At 68.5% G+C, this 23845-nt stretch carries 21 protein-coding genes; 12 read left to right on the top strand and 9 right to left on the bottom strand.

Going from position 1 to position 23845, the window contains the following annotated elements; all coding sequences use genetic code 11:
• The first annotated feature begins 112 nt into the window (after positions 1–112).
• Positions 113–1213, top strand: a complete 1101-nt coding sequence (locus tag FKQ52_RS15795) for a phytase (RefSeq protein ID WP_141628061.1) — start codon at positions 113–115, stop codon at positions 1211–1213.
• On the opposite strand, the gene FKQ52_RS15800 is transcribed toward FKQ52_RS15795, so the two are convergent.
• Complete coding sequence (locus FKQ52_RS15800; RefSeq protein WP_168196883.1) at positions 1210–1878, bottom strand: TMEM175 family protein; 669 nt, start codon at positions 1876–1878, stop codon at positions 1210–1212. The two genes, FKQ52_RS15795 and FKQ52_RS15800, sit on opposite strands and share 4 nt — an antisense overlap.
• A 39-nt stretch (positions 1879–1917) precedes the next feature.
• Positions 1918–2616 (bottom strand): MarC family protein, encoded by a 699-nt coding sequence (locus FKQ52_RS15805; RefSeq protein ID WP_141628063.1) that lies wholly within the window; start codon positions 2614–2616, stop codon positions 1918–1920.
• Positions 2617–2714: 98 nt separating this feature from the next.
• Here FKQ52_RS15805 and pyrF point away from each other — a divergent pair, with 98 nt between their 5' ends.
• Entirely contained in the window at positions 2715–3437 is a 723-nt protein-coding gene (gene pyrF, locus FKQ52_RS15810; protein ID WP_168196911.1) for an orotidine-5'-phosphate decarboxylase, read from the top strand.
• On the opposite strand, the gene FKQ52_RS15815 is transcribed toward pyrF, so the two are convergent.
• Positions 3434–4300 carry a hypothetical protein gene (locus FKQ52_RS15815; RefSeq protein WP_141628065.1) on the bottom strand — a complete coding sequence of 289 codons (867 nt, stop codon included), beginning with the start codon at positions 4298–4300 and terminating at the stop codon, positions 3434–3436. The genes pyrF and FKQ52_RS15815 overlap by 4 nt on opposite strands.
• A 143-nt stretch (positions 4301–4443) precedes the next feature.
• On the bottom strand, positions 4444–4680 hold the full coding sequence (locus FKQ52_RS15820; protein WP_141628066.1) for a DUF1674 domain-containing protein: 237 nt from the start codon (positions 4678–4680) through the stop codon (positions 4444–4446).
• 86 nt (positions 4681–4766) lie between these two features.
• On the opposite strand from FKQ52_RS15820, the gene htpX reads away from it, so the two are divergent.
• Positions 4767–5738, top strand: a complete 972-nt coding sequence (gene htpX, locus FKQ52_RS15825; protein WP_141628067.1) for a zinc metalloprotease HtpX — start codon at positions 4767–4769, stop codon at positions 5736–5738.
• 1 nt (position 5739) lies between these two features.
• Here the strand turns inward: htpX and recQ are convergent, their stop codons facing one another.
• Positions 5740–7596 carry a DNA helicase RecQ gene (gene recQ, locus FKQ52_RS15830; protein WP_141628068.1) on the bottom strand — a complete coding sequence of 619 codons (1857 nt, stop codon included), beginning with the start codon at positions 7594–7596 and terminating at the stop codon, positions 5740–5742.
• A gap of 65 nt (positions 7597–7661) precedes the next feature.
• Here recQ and FKQ52_RS15835 point away from each other — a divergent pair, with 65 nt between their 5' ends.
• The 9 genes from FKQ52_RS15835 to FKQ52_RS15875 all read left to right on the top strand — a co-directional run bounded on the left by FKQ52_RS15835 (position 7662) and on the right by FKQ52_RS15875 (position 16109).
• Positions 7662–8561 (top strand): class I SAM-dependent methyltransferase, encoded by a 900-nt coding sequence (locus FKQ52_RS15835; protein WP_141628069.1) that lies wholly within the window; start codon positions 7662–7664, stop codon positions 8559–8561.
• 34 nt (positions 8562–8595) lie between these two features.
• Positions 8596–9333 (top strand): pseudouridine synthase, encoded by a 738-nt coding sequence (locus FKQ52_RS15840; protein ID WP_141628070.1) that lies wholly within the window; start codon positions 8596–8598, stop codon positions 9331–9333.
• Positions 9334–9384: 51 nt separating this feature from the next.
• The gene (locus FKQ52_RS15845) at positions 9385–10599 is read left to right on the top strand and encodes an FAD-binding oxidoreductase (RefSeq protein WP_141628071.1); all 1215 of its coding nucleotides are present in this window, start codon (positions 9385–9387) and stop codon (positions 10597–10599) included.
• Positions 10600–10631: 32 nt separating this feature from the next.
• Positions 10632–11270 (top strand): phosphoribosylanthranilate isomerase, encoded by a 639-nt coding sequence (locus tag FKQ52_RS15850; RefSeq protein WP_141628414.1) that lies wholly within the window; start codon positions 10632–10634, stop codon positions 11268–11270.
• A 32-nt stretch (positions 11271–11302) separates the two neighbouring features.
• Positions 11303–12517 (top strand): tryptophan synthase subunit beta, encoded by a 1215-nt coding sequence (gene trpB / locus FKQ52_RS15855; RefSeq protein ID WP_141628072.1) that lies wholly within the window; start codon positions 11303–11305, stop codon positions 12515–12517.
• A 6-nt stretch (positions 12518–12523) separates the two neighbouring features.
• Positions 12524–12958, top strand: a complete 435-nt coding sequence (locus FKQ52_RS15860) for a hypothetical protein (protein ID WP_141628073.1) — start codon at positions 12524–12526, stop codon at positions 12956–12958.
• A gap of 76 nt (positions 12959–13034) precedes the next feature.
• Complete coding sequence (gene trpA / locus FKQ52_RS15865; protein WP_141628074.1) at positions 13035–13865, top strand: tryptophan synthase subunit alpha; 831 nt, start codon at positions 13035–13037, stop codon at positions 13863–13865.
• 67 nt (positions 13866–13932) lie between these two features.
• A complete protein-coding gene (locus FKQ52_RS15870) occupies positions 13933–14826 on the top strand; it encodes an acetyl-CoA carboxylase carboxyltransferase subunit beta (RefSeq protein ID WP_141628075.1) in 894 nt (297 codons plus the stop codon).
• An 8-nt stretch (positions 14827–14834) separates the two neighbouring features.
• The gene (locus tag FKQ52_RS15875; protein WP_141628076.1) at positions 14835–16109 is read left to right on the top strand and encodes a folylpolyglutamate synthase/dihydrofolate synthase family protein; all 1275 of its coding nucleotides are present in this window, start codon (positions 14835–14837) and stop codon (positions 16107–16109) included.
• 70 nt (positions 16110–16179) lie between these two features.
• Here the strand turns inward: FKQ52_RS15875 and trxA are convergent, their stop codons facing one another.
• The 4 genes from trxA to murU all read right to left on the bottom strand — a co-directional run bounded on the left by trxA (position 16180) and on the right by murU (position 23831).
• Positions 16180–16515, bottom strand: coding sequence for a thioredoxin TrxA (gene trxA, locus FKQ52_RS15880; RefSeq protein WP_141628077.1), 336 nt, complete (start codon positions 16513–16515; stop codon positions 16180–16182).
• Between the two features lie 109 nt (positions 16516–16624).
• Positions 16625–20068, bottom strand: a complete 3444-nt coding sequence (gene addA / locus FKQ52_RS15885; RefSeq protein ID WP_141628078.1) for a double-strand break repair helicase AddA — start codon at positions 20066–20068, stop codon at positions 16625–16627.
• The gene (addB, locus tag FKQ52_RS15890; RefSeq protein ID WP_141628079.1) at positions 20065–23139 is read right to left on the bottom strand and encodes a double-strand break repair protein AddB; all 3075 of its coding nucleotides are present in this window, start codon (positions 23137–23139) and stop codon (positions 20065–20067) included. Before addB ends, addA begins: the two co-directional genes overlap by 4 nt.
• Positions 23136–23831 (bottom strand): N-acetylmuramate alpha-1-phosphate uridylyltransferase MurU, encoded by a 696-nt coding sequence (gene murU / locus FKQ52_RS15895; protein WP_141628415.1) that lies wholly within the window; start codon positions 23829–23831, stop codon positions 23136–23138. The genes addB and murU overlap by 4 nt, the downstream gene beginning before the upstream one ends.
• Positions 23832–23845 lie beyond the last annotated feature (14 nt).

Genomic DNA, 23845 nt, shown 5'->3' on the forward strand with positions numbered 1-23845 from the left:
GCCCCACGGAAGGTTCGTCACGAATGTGCCTCCGGACCGTCATGGTGCGTTGCTTGACGGTTTCCCGGCAGGCGTGGTCTGGCGCGCGCGTTCAGATGCCTTGGAGGGCGCGATGACTGTCCGGACCCTGCTTACCGCCGTCGTCGCCACGGCCCTGCTGGCGGCCTGCGCCACCCACGAGGTCGACTACCAGGGCGAAGGCGCGGGCGTCGTCGGGGCCGGCGCTCCCGTTCATGCCGTGCTGGAAACACCGTCAGTCGGCACCGCAGGCGAGGACGCCGCCGATGATCCGGCCGTCTGGGCCTCGGCCACGCCGGTCAATGTGAAGGGCGCCCGGGTCGGCGGCTGGGTCGCCGGAACCGACAAGAAAGCCGGTCTCTATATCTACGGTCTCGACGGCGCGATACTTCAGTTCCTGCCGGAGGGTCTGCTGAACAATGTCGACGTGGTCGAGGGCCTGAGCCTCGGCGGCCGTCCGCAGGTGCTTCTGGGCGCCAGCGACCGCACGCCGGGCAAGACCGGCATCGCGCTTTACGCCTTCGACCCCGCCGGAACCGGCGACAACGGCGTGCGCCTGTGGGGAAACATCGCCACCGATGTGGTCGAGCCCTACGGATTCTGCTTCGCCCGCCGCGGCGCCGAGGTTCATGCCATTCTGGTGGGTCATGAGGGGGAGCTGCGCCAGTTCGTCCTGACCGTCGGCAGCGATGGCCAACCCTCGGCCCGTCTGGTGCGCCGCGCGGAGGTCGGCTCGATCTCGGAAGGCTGCGCCGCCGACGAGGCCACCGACGCCCTCTACATCGCCGAGGAAAACGTCGGCGTCTGGCGCTACGGACTGGACCCGGCCTCGGGCGCGGCCCGAACCCTGGTCCAGGCCATCGCGCCCGGCGTTCTGGTCGCCGACGCGGAGGGCCTGACCATTCTGGCGGATGGAGCCGCGCGCTATCTGATCGGCTCCAGTCAGGGCGACTCCACCTTCCCGGTCTGGCGCATCGACGGCGCGGCGCCCGAGTACAAGGGCCGCTTCGTGGTCACGGACGGAAACGGCGTTGACGGGATCACCGGCACCGACGGTCTGGACGCGCTCGGCGGGCGGGTCAGTGACCGCTTCCCGGAAGGCGTGGTCGTCATTCAGGACGACGTGAACGACGTCGGGACCCAGAACTTCAAATACGTCGACTGGCGCGAGATCCGGACGGCGTTGGGTCTCTAGGCAGCGACCGCCCGGCGCTTGCGCAGGGTGATCACCGCCACGCCCAGCGGGATCAGATTGTAGATCACCCCCGGCAGCCATGGCGCGAGGCGCAGGAGCGGCGTCGCCGCGATCAGGGCTGAAATCAGCCCCGTCGCCGTGGCGATGGTCCAGGTGCCCGCCCATTGCAGGCCGGCGCGACGCGCCGCCGGATCGCCGTCCCGCAAGGCGCAGGCGGCGTGCGCGAACAGGGCCGCGTTAAGCCCCGACAGGATGGCGAAGCCTGCGCCATAGATCACATAGGTCCACCGCAGGTCAGTCAGGCCCGACATCAGCCGTCCGCCCGGCAGAAGTCCGCCCGAAATGTAATGGGTCGCCGTCTCGGTGAGCAGGCGCAGCGGGAAGACGAAGACCAGAACCGCGAACACCACCGTTAGACTGAGGAAGGTGGTCCAGCCGGTGCGCACCGGCGTCAGCCGCGACCATGTCCGGTGGGCCAGCCAGAACAAGGCGATCAGGGCGAAACCGCAGGCGAAGGCCGGAATTCGCGCCAAAGCCCGCGCGAGGTCGGCGAACGACTGGAGCGGCTCCGCCCCCGCGATGATCAGCAGGGACACGGCGAAGGCGAAGGCGGCGTCGACGAAGGCGTCGAGCCGCTGGATTTCCGGCGTCCGGAACGATCTCACCCCCGCCGATCCGTCCACCGCCCCCTCCCCCGTTCTGGTCTAGTGGCCGCCGCTCGGATAGGGCGTCGTCACCCCGGAGCTGATCATGCCCGGAATAGCCTCGCCCAGCCCCATCAGGATGAATTGGATCGCCAGCGCGCACAGGATCAGGCCCAGCACACGCACCACGATGGCCAGACCCACATCGCCCAGTACACGGCTGATGGGGCCGGTCAGGGCGAAGCTGACGAAGGAGACGATGCAGGCCGCCGCGATGGCCACCAGCGCCGCCGCCGTCCCCGTCGGGCCGATCTTTTGCGCCTCACCCGCCTGAATAATGATGGCCGAGATGGCGCCCGGCCCGATCATCAGCGGAATTGCGAAGGGCACGACAAGCCGCTGGAACCGCCGACGGGCATAGCCGCGCACATCCTTCAGATCATTGGCCGCGTCCTTGTCGGCGAAAGTCGCCAGAAAGTCCTCCCGCGCCATGTCGAGGCCCAGCAAAAGCAACAGGATGCCGCCCGCGATCCGGAAGGCGGCCAGCGAGATGCCGAAGAACTGCAGCAGCCCCAGACCCGTGAACAGGAAGAAGGCCAGGAAGGCCGCGGCGAAGGCGCAGATCAGGGCCGAAACCGAAATGCGTTGGCGCAGGGTCGCGCCCGCCGTCGCCGCCGCGAAGATCGGCAGGTTCCCCACCGGATCCAGCAACGCGAACAGCGTCACGAACAGGTTGACCCCCAGTTCGACCGCGTCCATGACCTGCCCTCGCCCCTAATTCACCAAGCCGCCCATTTGGGCTGAGCCGCCCGCGCGCGTCCACCCCCGGCGGGCAAGGAGATCGACGAATGACGCCCGTGCTCACCGACCCGCGCCTGATCGTCGGCCTGGACCTGCCCTCGCTGGACGCCGCCCGCGCCATGGTCGAGCGGCTGGGCGCGACGGTGACCTCCTACAAGATCGGCCTCACCCTGCTGGCCCGTCCCGGCGGTGTCGCCTTCGCTCACGAGCTCAGGACGGCGGGCAAGATGGTGTTTCAGGACTGGAAACTGCACGATATCGGCGCCCAGGTCGAAGGCGCGGCCCGCGCGGTGGCCGAGGGCGGATGCGATCTGCTGACGGTCCACGCCGAGCCGCAGGTGATGACCGGTGCGGTCAAGGGCCGCGACGCCGCCGGATCGGGCACCAAGCTTCTGGCGGTGACGGTGATGACCAGCCTGTCGGACGGCGATCTGACCGACATCGGCTACGGCCAAACCGCAGCCCAGCTGGTTGAACGGCGGGTTCGACAGGCGCTGGATTGCGGCGTGGACGGCGTGGTCTCCAGCCCGCTGGAGGCCGCCCGCGTGCGCGAGATCGCGCTTGAGGCCGGGCGCCCCGACTTCCTGATCGTCACCCCGGGTGTTCGCCCCGAAGGCGCGGACAAGGGCGATCAGCAGCGCGTGGCCACGCCCCGCGCTGCGCTGGAAGCCGGCGCGACCCATCTGGTCGTCGCCCGTCCGGTCGTCGGAGCCGGGAATCCGCTTCTGGCGGCCTCGGCCATCGTCGAATCGATCGACGGTGTCGCGATCGGGGCCTAACCCCGCTCGCCGGGCTCCTGACGGTATTCCTGACGCGGCAGGCGACGGCGTTGCGGCTGGGCCGGACGCTCGATGCGCGGCTCGATCCGGGCCGGCGGGTCGTAGCGCTGCGGTTCAGGCAGGTAGGCGGGCGGATAGGGCGCGGCGGGACGGTCGCGATCACAGCCGCAATCGCGACGCTCGTACCGGTCGTCGTCGCGGCGATTGTAATCGTCACGGGCCTCATACCGGCGGGCGTCCTCTCGGACATAGCCGCCCTCGTACGCCTCGTACTCGCTGTAGCTCTCGCGGACCTCGTAGCGGGCTTCCTCTCGGCTCTCATAGCGATCGTGGCGCTCGCTGTAGCCATAGCGGCCGCCCCGGTCGCGGTCGTAGCCAGCGTCGTCATAGCGGTAGCCGCAGCGCGACGGGCGATAGTCGTCCCGGCCCATGCCGGTGACCACATAGCCGAACGGCGCCGAGGGGCAGGCCGGGCGCGAAAGCACGCGCTCATCATAGATCGCCGGGCCGCCGGAGTAGTAGCCGCCTGCGTCTCCGCCATAGCCGCCACCGACATAGAAGATTCCGCCCCCGGCATAGCCGCCCCGGGCGCCGCCGACGTCATAGGTTCGGGCGTTCAGATAACCGCGCGCCGAAGCCCCGGCCGAGGCATAGGCCTGCGCCGAAGCATTGACGTTCACATTGATGTTCGTATTGCCGCCGCCATGCGCGGGCGGACGATGACCGCCGCCTCCGCCGCCATGACAGCAGGGCGTCGGCGGCTGGGGCTGATGTCCGCCGCCGCCTCGACGATCACCGGCGAAGGCGGGCGAAGCGGCGAGGATCAACAGGGCGGCTCCGGCCGCGGCGGTAAGCATACGCATGTCACGGACTCCGTTTCAGGAGCCGTTATGGCGCGCACAGGACAGGGGCCGCCCGACCTTGCACCGTCAGGGGGAGCCTTCGGCCGCGCATTCGCCCGACAGGGTGCAAATTAACCCTGCCCGCATCGGGTCAGCCTTCGCCGTCAGAAGTCGACCGCGATGCCCTTCTTCTCCCAATCGCCGAAACGGGTCGGCTCGGGCCCGCGCGGACCGCCATGCTCGGTCGCCAATTCCGTCGCTTCCGATGCGGCGCGACGATCCGCCGCCTCCAGCAGGGCGCGGCGCGCGGCCTCGCTCAAGGGCCGCTCAGGCGTGGCGTGCGGGACATCTTCGTTGAAGACGGGGGCGGATTCGGTCTCGGGGGTGGGATGATCGGTCACAGCGTTCTCGCCTTGAGCCAATGCGTTGCAATTCGCAAATTGGAAGTCTCCCCAACCGGCGCCATCCGCCCCTCTGTCGAATCCCGATGAACCACCTGAAGACCTTTGCCCTTCTGGCCGTGCTGACCGCCCTGTTCATGGGCGTCGGCTACATGATCGGCCGCGTGCCGGGCATGCTGATCGCGCTGGCGGTCGCCGGAGGCATGAATATCTTCAGCTACTGGAATGCCGACAAGATCGTGCTGAAGATGTACCGCGCCCAGCCGGTGGACGAGAGCCATCCGAACGCCGTGGTCCGCACCTATGTCGCCGACACCCTGCAGATGGCGCGAGACGCGGGCATGCCTCGCCCGATGATCGCCATCATCCCCAACGATCAGCCGAACGCCTTCGCCACGGGCCGCAATCCGGAAAACGCCGCCGTCTGCGCCACCACCGGCCTGCTGGACATGCTGACCCGCGAAGAGATTCGCGGCGTGATGGCGCACGAGCTGGCTCACGTGAAGAACCGCGACACCCTGACGATGACGGTCACCGCGACCATCGCGGGCGCCATCGCGGCGCTCGCCAATTTCGCCCTCTTCTTCGGTGGAGGGGATGACCGCGAACGTCCCGGCGGTATCATCGGGACGCTGGCCCTGATGATCCTGGCGCCGATGGCCGCCGGTCTGGTGCAGATGGCCATCAGCCGCTCGCGCGAGTACGAGGCTGACCGCGTCGGCGCGGAGATCGCGGGCGATCCGAACGCCCTCGCCTCCGCCCTGCAGAAGATCGAGGCCTACGCCCACCGCATCCACAACCCGACCGCCGAGCGCAATCCCGCCTCGGGCCAGCTGTTCATCATCAACCCGCTGGCGGGCAAGGGGGCGGACAACCTGTTCTCGACCCACCCGGCCACCGGCAACCGCGTCCACGCCCTGATGGAGCTGGCGGTGAAGATGGGCCGTCGTCCGGCCCCGCCCCGCCCCGCTGTGGTTGAACCCGCCGCGACCCGGCCGGTGACCACCTCCGTCCCGACCTCCGGCGAACCGCCGGTCCGCCGGGGTCCCTGGAGCTGATCTAGGCTGCGGCCGACAGCGCCTCGAGCACACCCTTGCCGTACCGGTCCAGCTTGGACTGGCCGACACCGGGAATGTGTTCAAGCGCCCGCAGATCGCCCGGCTCCGCCAGGGCGATCTCCAGAAGGGTCTTGTCCTGGAAGATGACATAGGGCGGCACCCGCTGCTCCGCCGCCCGCTCGCGTCGCCAATTGCGCAGCACTTCGAACCGGGCCCGCACGTCGGCGTCCATGTTTTCCAGCGCGGCGTTCCGACCATTGCGGACCCGTTCTCGCGGAGCCGAAACACGCGCCGGGGACAGCCGCACCTCAATCACCCGCTCGCCGCGATAGACGGCGCGCACCGCCTCCGGATCACCCAACCGAACCAGCGGCTTGCCCTCGTTCGGATCCTCGACCAGCAGGCCCTCGAACATCAGGTGGTCGATCACATCCCTCAGGGTATGCGAGGCGATATCCGCACCGATGCCCCAAGTGGACAGGGCCGTCTCCCAAGGCTGAACATCCTTTGTCTTGCCCTGCAAATGATCGACGACGCGCGTCTTTCCGAAGCGTTCGCCCAGCCTTTGAACCGCCGCCAGCGCTTTCTGGGCCGGAACAGTGGCGTCGAACAGGGCGGGTGGATCACCGCAGATGTCGCAGACTCCACAGCGATCCGCACCGACTTCGCCGAAATAGCGCCGCACCGTCTGCGGACGACAGGTCGCGCCGTCCAGCATGGCGAAGAGTTGACGAACCTTGCGGGTCTGGACCTGTTTGACTTCTTCCGCCATCGGCCGACCCTCAAGGCGGCGCAGGCTCCAGGCGATATCGGACGGACCGTACAGGGTGATGCCCTCGGCGGGCTCTCCATCCCGGCCGCCCCGGCCGATCTCCTGCCAATAGGCTTCCAGCGAACCGGGCGGGTCAGCGTGGATCACGAAGCGGACGTCCGCCTTGTCGACCCCCATGCCGAAGGCGATGGTCGCCACCATCACAGCCCCGTCCTCGGCCAGGAACCGCTCGAGCCGCCTGTCCCGCTCTTTGGTTTCCATGCCTGCGTGATAGGCGATGGCGTTGGTTCCGGCGTCCCTCAGGGCCTGCGCCACACGCTCGCAGCCGTCGCGGCTGCCGCAATAGACGACCCCCGACTTGCCTCGCCTCTGACGTACAAGATCAATCACCGCCGCGTCGGTCTTGGCGCGCGAACCATTTTCCTTGCGGATGGCCGAAAGCTGCAGGTTCGGGCGAGCGAAACTGTCGACGATGACCTTCGCCCCCTCGAGCCGCAAGGACCGGACGATGTCCTCCCGCGTCCGCGCGTCCGCGGTGGCTGTGACGGCGATACGCGGCACGCCGGGGAACAGTTCCGCCAGCTTGCCCAGCGTCCGGTAGTCGGGGCGGAAATCATGTCCCCATTGCGAGACACAGTGTGCTTCATCAATCGCGATAAGGCTCAGGGGCAGTTCATGCAGCCGGTCGATCAGATGTGGCTGCGCGAGTCCCTCAGGCGAGACATAAAGAAGGTCCAGTTCACCGGCCCGCACGGCCCTCCAGATGGCCGAGCGGTCGTCCATCGACACGCCCGAATCCAGTCTCGCTGCCGAGACACCTTGTTGTTTCAGCGCTTCCACCTGATCGGTCATCAAGGCGATCAGGGGGGAGACCACCAGACCGAGGCCCGTCCGCAGCATCGCCGGGATCTGGTAGCAGACCGACTTGCCGCCGCCGGTCGGCAGAACCGCCAACACATCGCGGCCGGACAGGATTTCCTCGACCACCCCGGCCTGCATGCCGCGGAAGTCTGCGTGGCCCCAGACGCGCTCCAGCGTGGCGCGCGCATCGGCCATGGTCGGAGCGGAGACTGAGTCGGGGAGCATGGCGGGGTTGTGCCCGATCTGTTCCGGGGTGTCACCGTGAAGCGTGGTCCGCTAGAGGAGCAGCCATGACCACGCTTCTCTATGGCCGCCCCCCGGCGGTGTTCGATCCGCCCGGCGCCGCGACCCAGACCTCGCCCCTGATTCCGGGCGCGACAGCACTGGAATCCCTGCCGGAGAACAGCGCGGACTCGATCATGATCTATGCCCCGCCCGGCGTGCTGGAGCGGCGCTACACCCTGGCTCTCGCCCTGAGAGCCCTTAAACCCGGCGGGCGACTGGACGTCATGGCCCTCAAGGACAAGGGCGGCTCGCGACTGAAGAAGGAACTGGAAGCCTTCGGCGCGGAAGTGGGCGAGAGCGCCAAGGCCCACCACCGCCGCTGCGTGGTGATCAAGACGGACAAACTGACGGGTCTGGACGCCGCCATTGAAGCGGGCGCGCCCCGCATCGTTCCGGGCCTGGACGCCTGGTCCCAACCGGGCGTCTTCGCCTGGGACAGGATCGACCCGGGCTCTGCCCTGCTGGCCCAGACCCTGCCACCCCTGAAGGGCTTGGGCGCCGATCTGGGCTGCGGCTATGGAGCCTTGGCCACCGTGGTGCTGCGCTCGCCCGCCGTGACCGCCCTGCGCCTTTATGATCTGGACCGCCGCGCGGTGGAGGCCGCGCGCAGGAATGTCGAGGACGGCCGCGCCGTCATCGAGCAGGCCGACGTCCGCAACCTGCCCACCGAAGGCGATCTGGACTTCATCGTCACCAATCCGCCCTTCCATGACGGCGGCGCCGAGGACAAGCGACTGGGCCAGACCTTCATCCGTCAGGCCGCGGGCATGCTCAAGAAGGGCGGAACCCTGTGGCTGGTCGCCAACCGCCACCTGCCCTACGAGGCCGAACTGAACGAGGCCTTCAAACGCGTCCGGATGGTCGCCGACACCGGCGGCTACAAGGTCTTCGAGGCGGTGAAGTGAGCCGCCCTCAAGTAGCCCGACGGGCGATAGGGCAATGAAAAAGACCCCGACCAGCCGCGTCGACAAGCTTCTGGGCTCGCTGGGCTACGGCTCACGGGCCGAGATGGCGCGCATGGGCAGGGCGGGCGGCATCGTCCTGGATGGCGTCGACATAACCGATGTGTCGAAACGCATTCCGGTCACGCCGGACCTCCCGACCCGAATGGAGATCGACGGCGAGCCGCTGGACCCGCCGCAGGGCGTGGTCATCCTTCTGCACAAGCCGCTGGGCATGACCTGTTCGCACAAGGAGGACGGGGCGCTGGTCTATGACGTCCTGCCCGACCGCTGGCGGCGGCGCGACCCGGCCATTTCGACCATAGGACGGCTGGACAAGGAGACCTCCGGCCTGCTGCTGATGACCGACGACGGCGACCTGCTGCACCGGGTCATTTCGCCGAAGAAGAACGTCGCCAAAATCTATCGCGCCCGGCTGGCCCGCCCGCTGGACGGCTCCGAGGCCGCCCTGTTCGCCTCGGGTGAGCTGCTGCTCGAGAACGACGACCGCCCGCTGAAGCCCGCCGGGCTTGAGATCGTCTCCCCGACCGAAGCCCTCGTCTCCGTGACCGAGGGCCGCTACCACATGGTCCGCCGGATGTTCGCCGCCGTCGGCAACCACGTCGAGGCCCTGCACCGCGAACGGCTGGGCGGTCTGTCCCTGCCCGACGACCTGCCCCCCGGGCAGTGGCGACTGCTGACCGAAGACGAGATCGACGCCATCTTCACCGGCTGACGGAACTCCGTCCCCGTCTGTCCGCTAAGGCTCAGCTTCGACGGAGAACCGATGACCGGCGCCACCCTCAAACGTGACCTCAGGACCGGGCGGTCTCTCTGGGCTGACAGTCCGGGGCTGGGCGTCCACACGCGTACGCTCGGCAAGGCTATCTCCGTCGACGTCGCTATCGTCGGCGCGGGGATCAGCGCGGCCTTCATGGCCCGCGAGCTGTCGCGCGATCATTCCGTGGCGGTGCTGGACCGGCGCCCGCCGCTTTCCGGCTCGACCATCGCCTCGACGGCCCTGTTGCAGTGGGAGATCGACCTTCCCCTGACCGCCCTGTCCGAGAGGATCGGCGCGGCCAGCGCGAAGCGGGCCTACCTGCGATCCCGGCGCGCCATAAAAGACCTGAAGCGGATCGTGGTGGAGGAGCGGATCGTCTGCGGTCTGCATGACAAGGACACGCTCTATCTGGCCGGAGACGCGTATGGCCATCGCGCGCTGGAGGCGGAGGCGGACGCTCGCGCCGCCTTGGGGCTGGAGAGTCGATACATCAGGCCTGCGGACCTTCGCGACCGGTTCGGCATCGACCGCACCGGCGCCATCCTGAGCCGGGGCTCGGCGAGCGGCGACCCTGCCCGTCTGGCGGCAGGGTTGCTCCGACGGGCCGCGGCGGACGGCGCCGGAATTTATTCTCCGGTTGAGGTGCTCGAGGCCGTCAGCGACCCGGACGGCGTCACCCTGCTGACCGACGCCGGACAACCGGTTCGCGCCGGCGCCGTCATCTTCTGCTGCGGATATGAGTTTCCCAAGGCGGTGCCGACCCCCGGCGCCGAGGTGATCTCGACTTGGGCGCTGGCCTCAAAGTCCCGGACGCCCTGTCCCCGCTGGCTGAAGGACACTCTCCTCTGGGAAGCGGCGGACCCGTACCTCTATCTGCGCATGAGCCGCGACGGTCGGCTGATCGTCGGCGGCGAGGATGAGGCATCATCCACCGCCCACGCCGACAGGGCGAAGCTGAAGCGCAAATGCGCCACCATCGCCGAAAAGCTTAAGCGCCTGCTGCCGATGGTCGAGTTTGACATCGACTACAGCTGGGCCGGCGCCTTTGGAGAAAGCAGCACAGGCCTGCCGTCCATCGGCCCCGTGCCGGGCATGGAGCATGCCTGGGCCGTTATGGGGTTCGGCGGCAACGGCATCACCTATTCGGTGATCGCCAGCCAGATCGTGTCCTCGGCGCTACGTGGAAAGCCTGATACGGACGCGGATCTGTACCGATCTTGACCCGGTCGCCCGAGGGGCGCACCGCCATTGCCATGACCCGGGCGAAGATTTGCGGACTGACGACGCCGGATACGCTGGACGCGGCCCTTGGCGGCGGCGCGGCCTTCGTCGGCGCGGTGGTGTTCCCGAAAAGCCCTCGCCACATCGCACCCCTGCACGCCGCCACCCTGTTCGAGCGCGCGCGGGGCAAGGCGAAGATCGTCGCCGTCACGGTTGATGCCGACGATGCCCTGCTGACCGAGATCGCCCTGATACTGAAGCCCGACCTAATCCAGCTGCACGGATCGGAGCCCCCGGAACGGGCCGCACAGGTCCGGAGCCTGACCGATGCGGGCATCATCCGCGCCCTGTCCGTCCGCAACGCGGCCGACATCGACGCCGCGAAGGCCTGGGAGCCCGAAGTGGAGCACCTGATGTTCGACGCGAAGCCGCCCGAGGGCTCATTCCTGCCCGGCGGTGTCGGCGCCTCCTTCGACTGGACCCTGCTGGCCGGCCGATCCTTCGCAAAGCCCTGGTTCCTCGCCGGCGGCCTCACCCCCGACAACGTCGCGGACGCGGTCCGCATCGCGAGCGCGCCCCTGGTGGACGTGTCCTCTGGCGTGGAAAGCGCCCCGGGTGTTAAGGACCCTGCCCGGATCGCGGCGTTTCTGAACGCCGTATCCACCGCCTGATTTCCGCCGCCTGCCCGCGTGAGTTTGCCCTCGTGAACGCCATCATACCCAACGACTACAGCTTCCCCGACGCGGAGGGCCGGTTCGGTCCCTATGGCGGACGGTTCGTGGCCGAAACCCTTATGCCGCTGATCCACGAGCTGAATGACGCCTACGATGCGGCCAAGGCAGATCCGGCGTTCCAGGCCGAACTGGACAGCTTCCTGACCGACTATGTCGGTCGCCCCAGCCCGATGTATTTCGCCGAGCGTCTGACGGCCCATCACGGCGGCGCCGACATCTGGTTCAAGCGGGACGAGCTGAACCACACAGGCGCCCACAAGGTGAACAACTGCATGGGCCAGATTCTTCTGGCCATGCGGATGGGCAAGACCCGGATCATCGCCGAGACCGGCGCAGGCCAGCACGGCGTGGCCACCGCCACCGTCTGCGCCCGCTTCGGGCTGAAATGCATCGTCTACATGGGCGCCACCGACGTGGAGCGTCAGGCCCCGAACGTCTTCCGCATGAAGCTGCTCGGCGCCGAGGTGGTCCCGGTGACCTCGGGTCGCGGCACGCTGAAGGATGCGATGAACGAGGCGATGCGGGACTGGGTGACCAATGTCGAGGACACCTACTACCTTATCGGCACCGCCGCCGGACCGCATCCCTATCCGGCCATGGTGCGGGACTTCCAGTCGGTGATCGGCCGCGAGACCCGCGCCTCCATGCTGGCTCGCAAGGAGAAGCTGCCGGACGCCTGCGTGGCGGCCATCGGCGGCGGCTCGAACGCCATCGGCCTGTTCTACCCCTTTATCGGTGACGCCGGCGTGCGTCTGATCGGGGTTGAGGCCGCCGGTCGCGGACTGGACGGCCCGGATCACGCCGCCTCCATCCAGGGCGGCCGCCCCGGCGTCCTGCATGGCAACCGCACCTATCTGCTGCAGGATGACGACGGCCAGATCCTGGAGGGCCACTCCATCTCGGCCGGTCTGGACTACCCCGGCATCGGTCCCGAGCACGCCTGGCTGAAAGACATCGGCCGCGCCGAGTACCGCGCCGCCACCGACGCCGAGGCCCTTGAGGCCTTCCAGCTGTGTTCCAGGCTGGAGGGGATCATCCCGGCCCTGGAGCCCAGCCATGCCCTCGCCCGCATCGGCGAGATCGCGAAAGAAGTAGGCAAGGGCGGCGATGTGGTGCTGAATATGTGCGGGCGGGGCGACAAGGACATCTTCGCCGTGGCGAAGCATCTGGGCGTGGAGCTCTAGGACACCATGAAGACCCTCATTCTGGCCGCCACGGCGGCCCTGATCGCGGCGCCGGCTCTGGCCCAGACCGCGCCGACGCCCCGACTGAACGTGGAGATCCCCGAGGTCGCCTCCGTCAGCGCCGATCCGACCTGCGGCGGGAACGCCGGTCTGGCGCAACAGGCCTTCTGTGTGACGACGACGCAGGCGGCGATCACGACCGTGGTCGACACCTTTACCGCCGACTTCAGCCGTCAGGGGTGGATCGCCGCCGGTGGAAGCGACAATCGGGTCGTCTACGTGAAGCGCAAGGAAGGCGGCGGCTGCGACGGTTTCCAGATGCTGGCCTTCGCCGATGAATCCCGCGTACAGGCGCCCGGCGCTCCGGCCTGGCTGGCGTTCGCGGCCATTCCCGGCGATGTCTGCGCGGCTCACCCCGCACCGACGCCCGCCAACCCCTGACGGCGCCGCTCATGCCGACCCCTTTTGCCCTGGCCGCCCTGTCGGGACCGGCCGCCGCCCCCGCTGCGACCGCCCAATGACCACACACCGTATCGACGCCCGCTTCGCCGCCCTCAAGGCGGAGGGCCGGGCCGGTTTTGTCGCCTATGTGATGGCCGGCGACCCCTCGCGCGATGAGTCCCTTGAAATCCTGCGCGGACTTCCGGCGGCGGGTGCGGACATCATCGAGCTGGGCTTCCCCTTCTCGGACCCCATGGCCGAAGGCCCCCCCATCCAACGGGCTGCCCTGCGCGGCCTCAAGGCCGGTCTGACGCTTAAGGGCACGCTTGATCTGGCCAAGGCCTTCCGCGAAGGCGATGCGGATACCCCGCTCATCCTGATGGGGTATCTCAATCCGCTTGAAAGCTACGGCTACGAGGCCTTCGCCCGCGACGCCGCGGCCAGCGGCGTGGACGGCGTGATTATCGTCGATTGCCCGCCTGAGGAAGCCGATCCTCTGACCGACGCCCTGGACCCCCACCAGGTCTCCCTGATCCGGCTGGCGACCCCAACCTCGGACGACGCCCGCCTGAAGGTGATCGCCCGGCGGACCTCCGGCTTCGTCTATTATGTCTCGGTCGCGGGTGTGACCGGGGTCAAGGAAGCCCAGGCCGGTTCGGTCGCTCCCGCGGTCGAGCGAGTGCGCAAGGCGTCGGGCCTGCCGGTCGCTGTCGGTTTCGGAATCAAGACGCCGGAACGGGCGGCCGAGGTCGCCCGCGTGTCCGACGCCGTCGTCGCCGGCTCCGTGCTGGTGGACGAAGTCGCCGCCGCTCTTGAAGCGAACGAACCCGCCGCTCCGCGCGTTCTGGCGAAGGTGCGCAGCCTCGCCGACGCGGTGAAGGGCGCGCGCGCGACAGAAACCGTCTGATCTGAACCGCATTGTTCTGAGACCAGATGCGTCGCATCTGGCTCGAAAATGCTCTAAAGCGCCCCGCATGGTCGACAAGAACAAACCTCAGCAAGAGAAGCGCGGCGGCTGGCTGTCGCGCTTTGCTCCCGGCGTCCGCAAGATCGTCAGCCGTCGGGACACGCCTGACAATCTCTGGGTCAAGGACCCGGACAGCGGCGAGATGCTCTATCGCTCGGACCTCGAGAACGCCCTTTGGGTGACCCCCTCGGGCCGTCACATGCGCATCGACGCGCCGACGCGCCTGCGCTTCACCTTCGACGGCGGCCAGTACGAGTCCATCGACACCCCCGACGTGCCGGAAGACCCGCTGAAATTCTCGGACGGCAAGCCGTACAAGGATCGCCTGAACGCCGCGCGCAAGGCCGCCGGCCGCAAGGACACCATGGCCATCGGCTTTGGTGAGATCGACGGGACCGAAGCCGTCGCCATCGTCCAGGACTTCACCTTCATGGGCGGATCGCTGGGCATGGCCGCGGGCGAAGCCTTCATCGCCGCCGCTCGCGCCGCCATCGCACGCGGCGTGCCGCTGGTCTGCTTCACCGCCGCCGGCGGCGCCCGTATGCAGGAAGGCGCCCTCAGCCTGATGCAAATGGCCCGCACGACGCTGGCGATCCAGGAACTGAAGGCCGCCCAACTGCCCTTCGTCGTCGTCCTGACCGACCCGACCACCGGCGGCGTCACAGCCAGCTACGCCATGCTTGGCGATGTCCATCTGGCCGAGCCCGGCGCCCTGATCGGCTTCGCCGGTCCGCGCGTCATCGAGGCGACCATCCGCGAGAAACTGCCGCCGGGCTTCCAGCGCGCCGAATACCTTCAGGAAAAGGGCATGGTCGACAAGGTCGTCGCCCGTGGCGATCTGCCTGAAACTCTCGGCCAGATACTGTCGATCCTGATGGGCGGGAAGCGCCGGGCCGCGTAATAGCGGTCATGGACCCGATCTCCGAACGCCTTCGCGCGCGGCATCCGCAACGCATCGACCTGTCACTGGGTCGAATGAAGGCCTTGTGCGCGGCGCTTGGCGATCCGCAGGATCGCCTGCCGCCCGTCATCCATGTGGCGGGCACCAACGGCAAGGGCTCGACCGTGGCCCTGCTGCGCGCCATCGCCGAGGCGGCGGGACTCAAGGTCCACGTTTATACCTCCCCGCATCTGGTGCGGTTCAACGAGCGCATCCGGCTGGCCGGCGAACTGATCACCGACAAGGCCCTGAACCTTATCCTCGACAGGATCGAGACCGTATCGGGCGAAGCGACCGTCTTCGAAAGCACGACCGCCGCCGCCTTCGTCGCCATGACCGAGACCCCGGCCGATCTCGCCATCATCGAGGTCGGGCTTGGCGGGGTGCTGGACGCCACGAATGTGATCGAGCGTCCGCTGCTCAGCCTGATCACTCCGGTCGATCTGGATCATGCGGAGTTTCTGGGCACGTCCCTGCGTGGCATCGCGATCGAAAAGGCCGGCATTCTGAAGCCCGGAGCGCGCGGCCTGATCGCCCGACAGGCTGAAGAGGCCATGGCCGCCATCGAGGTGGTCGCCCAGGCTGTTGGCGCACCCCTGACCGTCATGGGCGTGGACTTCGACGCCTGGGCCGAGCGAGGCGGCATGGCCTTCCAAGACCAGGAGCGCTTTCTCGACCTCCCCGCGCCCGCGCTGACGGGCGGGCATCAGATCGACAACGCTGGTCTCGCTGTCGCCGCCGCGCTGGAACTGGACCTGCCCGAAACCGCCATCGTCGAGGGCCTGAAGACGGTGCGCTGGCCGGCTCGGTTGCAACGCCTGACCGCCGGTCCCTACGGCGAGGCGGCGAGGGCGGCGGACGCGGAGCTCTGGCTGGACGGCGGGCACAATCCCCATGCGGCCCGGGCGCTGGCGACGGCGCTGGCCTCCCGACAGGCGAAAGCGCCCCGTCCCACGGCCCTGATCGTCGGCATGCTGGGCAACAAGGATGCGGGCGGCTTCTTCGAGGCGCTGAAGGCATCCGACGCCACCGTTTTCACCGTCGGCTTCGAGGGCGCGGCGGCAGACCCGGAAGCGCTGGCGGCCGTCGCACGTGGCCATGGACTGGGCGCCGCGGTCTCGGGCTCCGTCGATCAGGCGCTGACGCAAGCCCTGCGGCTGGGCGCGGGACGCGTGGTCATCTGCGGCTCCCTCTATCTGGCAGGCGAGGTTCTGGGCGCGTCGCCCGAGACCTGGCCGACCTGAGCCGGACAGAACAACGCCCGCCCGGCGAGGCCGGACGGGCGCGTCTGAAGTGACGACAAAGCGGCGGCGATCAACCCTCGGCCTTCACCCCGGCCTCGGCCAGCCATTCGACAATCTTGCCCTTGGGCATGGCGCCGACCTTCATCGAGGCCATCTGACCGTCCTTGAACAGCATCAGCGTGGGGATGCCCTTCACGCCCAGCTTGGACGGCGTCATCGGACTGTCGTCGATGTTCACCTTGGCGATGGTGACCTGACCGTTCAGTTCGTCGGCGATCTGCTCCAGCGCAGGGCCGATCTGCTTGCACGGGCCGCACCATTCCGCCCAGAAGTCGACCAGCACCGGCTTTGACGCCTTGAGCACGTCGGTTTCGAAGCTTTCGTCAGTGACCTTGACGGTGGCCATGGATGTTCTCCTGACGGCCCGCGCGGGACCGCGTCGCATGAATGTCAGCCGGACACCTTAGGGTGATTCCGGCCCGTTGCAGCCGATGTGGGAAACCGGGCCCCCAAAATCAACGGATCAGCGCCGCCTCCAGCATCGCCTGCGGAACCGGCATCAGCTGCGGCCCGTCCGTCCAGACGAGAGCCGCCGCCACCGGTCGATCAGGATACATTTGTCCCAAGATGGAGACATAAACCGCCAACTGCAGCACATAGGCCGGGTCCGCATCCTCGATCCTCGAGGGCACCGGGCGGTTGGTCTTGTAATCGACCACCAGAACCCGCTCAGGTGTAACCACCAATCGGTCCATGCGACCGGAGACGGTCACCCCGTTGACCCTTCCCGTCAGCGCGACCTCGGGCCGGGAACCTTGGCCGAAGACCGGCGCGAACAGCGGATGGTCGAGAACCATCAGCGCCGCCCCGATCATTTCCGCCCGTTGCTCTCCGCTCAAATCCCGCTCTCGGGACAACAGGCGTCCGGCGATCGCCGGACGTTGGTCCGACGGGACTTCAGGCAATCGTTCAAGCAGACGGTGGATCAGGTCGCCCCGCCGGAATCGCCCAAGGCCGCCGCCTCCCATAGAGAGAGGCGAAGGCGCCGGGATGCGCAGCACCTCGTCCATCTGCGAGGGTGATGCGATCCGGGCGGCGGCGTCAGGCGAGGGAGAAACGCGGGCCCAGTCCGGCGCGATGACACGCCCGGCCGGAGCCGCGCCTTTCGGCGGCGCCTGGCCGGGATCGACCCCGTAGCGGCGCAGCTCGCCCACCATCCGGACCTGTCCCTCCAGACCGTCAAAGGTGCGGGTCAGGACATCCCACCAGCTGCCTTCGTCAAAGCCGGCCTTTGTCTTCGCGCTGCCCTTGCCCATGATCACGATCCGGTCCCGGGCGCGGGTCAGGGCGACATAGAGCAGACGCAGGGTCTCGGCGTCCGCCCGGGCCTGCCGGGCGTCGCGCGCGGCGCGCGAGGCTTCGCAGTCCTCCTTCGAGCTGCCCGGGCACATCAGCCAGGCCTCGGAGCCATTCTCCAGCGCCACAGGCATGAGGGACGGCCCCTGAGCCTTCGCCCGGCTGGTGGTGTCCGGCAGGATGACTACCGGCGCCTCCAGCCCCTTGGCGCCGTGAACCGTCATGACGCGAACCTCGCCACGTGGCCCCTCCAGCTCACGCTTCACCTCCACGTCAGCGGCTTCAAGGCGGGCCAGACAGGTCTCCAGGTCGATGGCGCCACGGCCCTCGGCCGCCAGCACCTGGTTCAGCGTCTCGTCGATCGCCTCTTCGGCCTCCGCGCCCAGACGCCGCAGGATCCGCGCCCGTCCCGAAACGCCGGTGTCGTCCACCCGGCCGAGCACGGCGGAGAAGAAGGCGAAAGGATCGCGGTCACTCATGGACAGGGCGAAGTCCAGCATGTCCCGCGCTCGGGACCATTCCGGCCGCTCACCGGCGCGGTCCGTCAATTCCCGCCACAGCCGCCGACGTTCAGACTTTGCGCCCGCGAGGGCGAACAGTCCGTCCTCATCCACATCGCACAGGGGGCTGCGCAGCAGGCCCGCCAACGACAGATCGTCGTCCGGATAGAGGACAAAGCGGGCCAGGGCGATCAGGTCATCAAAGACGATGTGCGACGACAGCTTCAGCCGGTCCGCCCCCGCCACGGGCACGCCCGCCGTCTTCAGCGCCCGGATGATCTCCTCGAAGGTCGCATCGCGACGACGCACCAGGATCAGGAAGTCGCCATAGCCCGATGGGCGAGGCTCGCGGGTCTTCCGATCATACACCGTGACCCCGGTCTCGACCTGCAGCCGGATATCGCTAGCCAGATCGGCCGCCAGTTGCTTGCGGGCCGAGACAGCGGATTCCTGATCGACCGGCGCGTCCCATGCCTCGCGGTCGGGCCCCTTGATCTCCTGATGCAGAGGCCAGAGGTCGACCGAACCGGCCTGTCCCGACCGCATGGCGGTGTGAGTGGGCACGGCCGCCAGGCTTTCACCGACCAGTGCGGCGGCTCGCTCCGGTCCGGCGAAGACCGCGTCCACAAAGCCCAGCACATCCGGGGTCGAGCGGAAGGATTTGGCCAGCTCTACAGCCCTGAATTCCGATCCGGCGCCCTGCACCATCATGTCATAGCGCTGGGACTCCTGACGCAGCCGCTCCGGACGGGCGCCCTGGAAGGAATAGATCGACTGCTTCTCGTCGCCCACCGCGAAGACCGTGCGGTCCAGCCTTTGGCCCGAGGGCGGCGGAGGCGTGAACCGTCGCCCCCCTTCCCCTGCGAAGAAGCTTTCGGTCAGGGCTTTCAATATGTCCCACTGCTGGGGCGCGGTATCCTGCGCCTCATCGACCAGCACATGCTCTATGCCGCCGTCCAGCTTGTAGAGCACCCAGGCCGCCGAAGCCCGATGGGTCAGAAGCTCAACCGTCCTTGCGACCAGATCACCGAAGTCCAGCGCCCCGGTCGCGGCCTTGGCCTGCTCGTAAAGCCGCGCATGGGCCGCAGCGAGGGTCAGGACATGGATCGTGTCCCGCGCCACCCGCAGACGCCGGACCTGCTCCAGCGTCGAGACGTATTTCATCTGCAGATCGGCCAGCCAGCCCCCTGCCGTGGGGGGAGCCTTGGATGTCGCCATCGCCTTGCGCGGCTCGCCTCCGGTGAGGAAGACCTCGGCGATCCCGGCGAAGGTCCAGTCCGCGGCCCGCATCCGGTCAGCGCACTTCTGGTCGTTGGTCCCGCCCGTCGCCATGGCGGAGGCCGTCTCCAGCCACTCCGCGCGGTCGAGGAAGCGCATGAAATCGCCCTCCACCGCCTCGGCTGTCTGCTCCGGGTGAGCGCCCACGAGCAGATGGGGGGCCGGCGCCCGACCTTCGGCGACCCTGTCGACATAGTCCGCCAACTTGTCCCGGTCCGTCTCGATCAAGGCCAGAAGCGACTGGAATGCGCCCCAGTCCAGCTCGACGGCGAAATGGCTGTAGGCCCGACCGATAGGGCCGTCCGCGTCCTCCAGGGCGGCGCGGGCCAGTTCCTCCCGCACGGAATGCGACAGGGCCACCGCCGCCTGATCCTCCAGCACCGTGAACCCCGGCGTCACGCCCGCCTCGATCGGAAACCGCCGCAGCAGCTTCTCGCAGAAGGCGTGGATGGTCTGGATCTTCAGCCCACCCGGGGTCTCCAGCGCCTTGGCGAACAGGCGGCGGGCGTCCGACAGCTCCGGCCCCGACAGACTGGCCGGATCGCGGCCGTCCAGATCGGCGAGCGACACCCGCAACCTGTCATCATCCAGGACGGCCCATTCGCCCAGCCGATCAAACAGACGCGCCTGCATCTCGGCGGCGGCGGCCTTGGTGTAGGTGACGCACAGAATTTCGCCCGGTCGCACTTCACGCAGCAGCAACCGCGCCACCCGGTCCACCAGGGTCGAGGTCTTGCCCGAGCCGGCGTTGGCCGTGACGAAGACCGACTGGCCCGGATCGGCCGCGGCGATCTGGGCGGGGTCCGGCAGGATACGCGCGCTCATTCGGCGTCCCCCCCGTCCTCACCGCCGACCACATGCCACTCCCACACCCGGGCGAGATGATCGTAGTTGCCGCCGAAATTGCCCATGAACTGGGGGGCCGTCCAACTGAGGTAGGGCGTCACCTCCTCGTCGAAACGGGCGATCCGCGCGGTCAGGCCGGCCAGCGCGGCCTCGCACAGCGCCATCGCTTCGGCCCCTTCGCCACGCACCACCTTGCTCCCCGGCTCCTTGCGCCCGACGACCCGCACATAGGTCAGCTCTTCCGGCTCGACCGGTCCCGTGTCCTTCAGCCCGGCCTCCGCCAGAATGGCCCCGGTCAGCGTCAGCTGGGGCGAGAAGCCGGTCTTCACCTGTTTGGCGCTGGGAACGGAGCCGGTCTTGAAGTCCAGCACCGCCGCCCCCGTCGCCGACAACTCGATGCGGTCGACCCTTGCCGTCAGGCGGAACGGCCCGGCAGGCCCCGGAATGACCATTTCCACCCCTTCCTCGACCCGGATTTCAACACCTCGCGCGCGACGCTCCGCCTCGAACCCGGCCAGCCACACGGCCGCGTTGCGCGCCAGCGGCGCCTCGCGCGCCATGGCGGGGTCCTCGAAACCGGCGGTCGCCAGTTCCTCCAGCAGGAACGCCTCCAGCCGGTCGGCGCGGTCTTCGGGAGGGATCTCGGTCCAGAGCAAGGCGAACCGCTCCATCGCCTTGTGCACCGCGTCCCCACGCGCGAGGGCTTCGGCGGCCTGACCGGGCCGGTCCAATTGTCGCAGATTCAGGACATAGCGTGCATAGACGGCATAGGGATCGCGCACCCAGCGTTCGACGCCTGTAACCGCCAACTTTCTCGGCCGCCGCTCGACCGGCGGGCGCGGTGCGGGGCGTGGCGCGTAAGCCGGACGGGACGAGGCCGGCGCATCCAGCCTCCGGGCCTGTTCCAGCGCCTCGGAAGGTCGTGCGATGGAGACGGGCGTCTCGTCTGTGTGAGCCCCTCGGGTCAGCATCTCGAGCCGCCACAGCCAGCGCGACTTCACCGCCGGCTGCCCCCCCCTGCGTTCACAGTGAACCAGAATGGCCTCATCGGCGCTCGCCGCCTGTACGAAATCCTGCGCCGTCTGACCCAGACGGCGTTCGGGTGGTGGCAAACCAAGTGTCTCGCGCATGGGACGCGAAAGGAAAGGGTCCGTCGGCGCGGCGTTCGGCCAGACCCCTTCCTCCAGTCCGGCCAGGATCATCCGGTCGGCCCGCACCAGACGAGCCTCGATGGCTCCGAGGATACGCAGACGCGGTTGATTGGCCCCGCCGGTCCGCACCGTCTCGTCCGCCAGCAGGCCGTGGACCAGATCAGCGAACTCGCTCCGGTTCACCGCACCCAGCGACCCTCCGCCCTCGATCAGGGCTGACAGCAGGGCGGCGGCGGCCTCACCGTCGGGCCCGCCCCACGCGTCCTGCCCTGCCAGGGCTTCGACAAGTCCGGTCAGGGCTCCCGCGGCTGCGTCCGGTAAGGCGGCTTCGGCGAACGGCGCACGCGCCACGCCGGACAGGGCTTCAAGTCGGTCCAGCAGGGCCCCGGCGGCCGCAAGTCCCGATACTGTGAATTCCGACGCGACCCGCCCGTCGTCTCTCGGCTTGCCCGCCTCGAGTAGCGCCTTTCGCGCACGGCTCCAGTCGCGTCGGCGCGGACCACGCAGGGCGTATCGCTCAAACGCACTGACCGCGCGATCATAGTCGAACGGCTCCAGCGCCAGCCGCACCTGCGGGTGTTTCAACAGCCCCAGCAGGGTGTGGGGGTCCAGCGGGTCCGCAATGAAGCGCGCCGCCAGATCGACCAGACGTCCCGCGGACATTCGGGTCAGCGGCTGACCGGAGGACACGTCAGCGCTCACGCCCCAGCGTTCCAGCCGCGCCGCCACCCGCCGCGACAAATCGAGGTCGGGCGTCACCAGCGCACAGGTCCGCCCCGGCGTTTCAAGCATTTCTCGCATCATCAGGGCGATGGCCGCCGCCGCATCTTCCTCGGCGCGCGCCGTGACGACCGAAAGGCCACGAAGCCCCTCCGCGATCGGGTCCGCCGACTGCTTGCCCGCCGCGTCGGCCCGCAGGCCCCGGATCAGGTTGCGCCAGTCGTCTGTAGCGTCCGCGGGCCGCAAGGCCTCATTCAGCAGTCTCTGGCGGGCTTTCCCGCGCGCCTCGACGGCGGCTTCAACGGGTGGGCGGAACCAGGGCCGCACACCCTCGCGGTCAACCCGGCCGTCCAGCAACCGCCACAGGGCGTTCTGGGGGTGCTGCTCGCTGTCCCGCAGGCGAGACCAGACCATCGGATCGAGATCCATATCCAGCCCCGGCAGGACGACACAGCCCTGCGGCGCGTTCGCGACGGCGTTCAGAACATCCGCGGCGGCCGGGGCCGAGCCGGTCGATCCGGCGGCGATGACCGGCTGCTCCGGCGGTCGGTCGCGCCAGCTGTCCGCCAGCAACCGCAATAGCTTCGCCCGTCGCCAGGCCGGATCAACCAGCCCCAGCGCCTTCAGCCGTTTCGGCCAAACCTCGACCGCCAGCCCGAGGAACCGCGCCGATTCCTGCCAGTGCTCGGCCAGATCACCCTCGACCAGACCGGCCACCCGACCGATGTCCTCGATCTCCTCCAGATGGCAGGAATCGAGGAAGCCGCCGAGCGCGTCCGCCATCTCCAGAGCCCGCAGAGGCGACAGGTCCGCGCGGAACTGCTCGGTGATCATCCGCGCCATCTCGAAGCGACGCGTCAGGGGCGCGATGGCCGGCGGCAGGTCCAGTCCCAGTTCACCCGGCGCGAACGGCGGCTCGTCCTCTTCCAGATCGCCCAACGGCCGGACCTGCGGCAGCAGAATGGCCCGCCCGCCCGCCTGCTTCGCCAGTGCCCCGGTGAAGGCGCGCGCCGCCCGGCGATTGGGCAGCAGGATCACGGCATCCGACAGGGCCTCCGGCGGATGATCGCCCAGCCAGTCCAGCACCCCCGCGGCGAGGTCTTCCAGAAATGGCCGCCAAGCCTCCACCGCGTACCAGCGCGGTCGGTCGCCGGCGAAGGGATCGAACCGTGACGTCACGGGCGTCCGGCCAGTCTCGCCTCGGCCTCAGCGCGGGCCTGCGGATCACCGACGTGCATCCAGTCGCCGTCCATCACCACCCCGTACAGCCGCCCGGCGGAGGCGGACCGGCGCCAGAACTGGCTCAGCGAGAACGGACCATCGGGCCCGTCAGCGACATAGTCCGGCTTGCAGATGTGCACGCCCATATAGGCGAAGGGGGCTGACGGCGCCTCGCCCCGGAAGGTCAGCCGTCCGCCTTCATCGAGGAAGAAATCGCCGTCGCCTTCAAATCCGATCGAGCCTTCGCGCTTCGCGAGAAGAAGCGCGGCATCCATGATTGACGGATTCCACAGGCGCGCGAGTTGATTCAGGGCCTCGCCCCGATCAACCCAGACGCTGTCGATATTGGCGACAAAGACAGGATCGCTCCCCAGCAAAGGCGCCGCCTTCTTCAGCCCGCCGCCCGTCTCCAGCAGGGTTTCCCGCTCGTCCGAGATGACGATCTCCGGTCCCCGCCCCCGCGCGGCCAGGTGCGCTTCCAGCCGGTCAGCGAACCAGTGGACATTGACCACGGCCTTCGCGACCCCCGCATCCGCCAGTCGATCCAGCACATGGTCGATCAGGGCGCGCCCGCCGACCTCGACCAACGCCTTGGGCCGGTCATTCGTCAGGGGGCGCATCCGGGTGCCCAGCCCGGCGGCCAGCACCATCGCGGTCTTCGGCG

Origin of the sequence: Brevundimonas sp. M20 (assembly GCF_006547065.1) — a bacterium.
In the GTDB taxonomy this organism is placed as follows: domain Bacteria; phylum Pseudomonadota; class Alphaproteobacteria; order Caulobacterales; family Caulobacteraceae; genus Brevundimonas.